The organism is Methanospirillum sp. (genome assembly GCF_035560735.1).
Lineage (GTDB): Archaea > Halobacteriota > Methanomicrobia > Methanomicrobiales > Methanospirillaceae > Methanospirillum.
On the sequence record NZ_DATMYY010000218.1, the window covers coordinates 1 to 2595 of the forward strand.

The window sequence follows — 2595 nt, forward strand, 5'->3', positions numbered from 1 at the left end:
AATCAAAGACATAATCTTCAAGCCCAACCATTTTTTCATCAGGATTTATTTTCGCAGTAAGCATAGCAATGAGAATGTGAGCATCAAGATGTTCATCTTTAATTGCCCGAATTGTATCCCATCCATCCATGTCTGGCATCATTACGTCAAGAAGAATAATCCCCGAAAATCCAGGCCTTAATATTTCAATACAAGCCTTGCCACTTTCAGCAGTAGTTACCTGATATCCTGCATTTTCCAGTGTTACCAATACAGATAGGAGTACATGGGGATCATCATCAACAATTAGGACAGGTTTTCTTATAATCTCGTCAGACATAGATTTTAAACCCATATACATCCATCTTCCCCTATATATGGCCACCGGGGACGAAATTTGAATCCAAAAATAAGATTGATGACTGAAATAATAAGTACCATAAAATTATGTTTCGATCCGGAACACTATCAGATATTTCTTCAGGTCCGGGTAACTTTGATCTATTAACTCAATTCTTTAATTTTGAACCGCCCCATTTCAGAATTGATGGTACCAACTGCATCGTTGATCTCTGATATCACTTCTGTTATCTGATCAACCATCTGCAAAGCCTCCTCACTAGTTGATGAAGAGCTCAATGCATCTTTAGAGGTCTCTTTTACAAGAGAACTCATCTCATTTACACTGGCAGTGATCTCTTCAAATGATGCTGCCTGCTCTTCAGTCGCACTTGCAACCATCTCCATCTTCTTTGTTATATCCTCGACAGCAGACCCAAGTTCATTGAATATTTTCAATGTATCAGTAAGGGCAACTCCGCCATCCAGAACTGCCTTGCCTGCCGTTGCCATAGCATTTGAGGCAGCATCACTTTTTGCCTGCAGCCCACTTATCAGATCTCCAATGTGTTCTGCAGATTGTCGTGATCGTTGAGCTAATGATTTTACTTCTGCTGCAACAACTGCAAATCCCTTCCCGACATCACCGGCACGTGCAGCTTCGATTGCTGCATTTAAGGAGAGAAGATTTGTCTGATTTGCAAGATCTGTTATGAGGTCTACAATTTTTCCGATCTCATTCATTTGAGACCTGATTTCAGATATGATGGTATCAACCTGCTCACTGGTCTTTGTGATACTCTGCATCCCTTGATCAGCTCGGCCTGCAAAACCAATTCCTTTCTTTGCGAGCTCATTTGCTTCTTTACTTCTATCAGCAACCAGGTCAGCATTTGAAGAAACATCTGATATAGTCCGTGTCAGATCCTCCATTGTTTGAAGTACCTGAGATATACCATCCTCACTCCGCTCTGCATTGACCTTTGTCTGCTCTGCGTTCTTTGCAATCATCGAAGCACCCCTTGCTACATCTTCAATCCCAGAGTTTGCATTCTGTGATCTACTCGAGAGGTTGCCCATCTCTTTTGTAACGACAGTAAGAACCTTTGATACATCAGTACTGATTAAACCGAGAGCGTCACGAACTGTCGATAAGTCGCCGCCAATTTTCAGGTTTTGATCAAATTCAGCAGCAAAATTTCCTTTTGCGAACTGATCCGCTATCCGTTGAATCTCGTTGATAGCTATCTGAACCGAGATTCCAATATTATTGAGCGAACTCTTGAATGCTACGAAATCTCCTGAAACATTGAGTCTCTCATCGACACGAGCAGAGAAATTAGCGGCAGCATACTCATCAGCCACCCGCATCGCCTCTTTTAAAGGATTAATAATCGCATCGAGTGTTGAATTGACTCCAGCGACTATTGTATAGAAGTCACCCTGGTGCTTTGATGTGTCAGCACGTGTGTCTAATTCTCCTCTTATAGCAGCTTTTGAAAGCATTGAGGAATCAGAGATAAGGAGGTTTACGCTCTCAATACACTGGTTCAGATTATTCTTGATCTCGTTGAAATCACCGTTGTATGTATCAGTGATCTTTGGGGGAATGTCACCTTTAGAGATTCGATCAACATATTCAGCGGTAACGTTGATTGGCTGCACAAACGCATCAACAAGGTCATTTACTCCACCTACCAGGGTGCCCCACCCTCCTGGGAAGTTATCGGCAGCTCCACGGGTATCCAGTTGACCGGCCTTAGTTGCTGTAATCAGACTGTTTGTCTCAGACAAAAGACCGTTCATCACATCGATGCACTGGTTCAGATTATTTTTGATCTCGTTGAAATCACCGTTGTATGTATCAGTGATCTTTGGGGGAATGTCACCCTTAGAGATTCGATCTACATATTCAGCAGTAACGTTGATTGGCTGCACAAACGCATCAACAAGGTCATTTACTCCACTAACCAGGGTGCCCCACCCTCCTGGGAAGTTATCGGCAGCTCCACGGGTATCCAGTTGACCGGCTTTAGTTGCTGAAATCAGACTGGAAGTTTCAGACAAGAGACCGTTCATGACGTCGATACACTGATTCAGATTATTCTTGATCTCGTTGAAATCACCGTTGTACGAATCAGTGATCTTTGGAGGGATGTCTCCCTTAGAGATTCGATCTACATATTCAGCAGTGACGTTGATCGGTTGCACAAAAGCATCAACAAGGTCATTTACTCCGCCAACCAGGGTGCCCCACCCTCCAGGGAAGTTTTCGGC

2 protein-coding genes are annotated in these 2595 nt (G+C 43.1%); both read right to left on the reverse strand.

Annotation, left to right across the window (positions count from 1 at the left end; translation table 11 throughout):
• Positions 1-319 (reverse strand): response regulator transcription factor (locus tag VN429_RS06390; protein WP_325631098.1); only part of this gene is annotated, 319 nt, incomplete at its 3' end.
• Positions 320-483: 164 nt separating this feature from the next.
• Positions 484-2595: methyl-accepting chemotaxis protein (locus VN429_RS06395; RefSeq protein ID WP_325631100.1), on the reverse strand; the 2112-nt coding region annotated here is incomplete at its 5' end.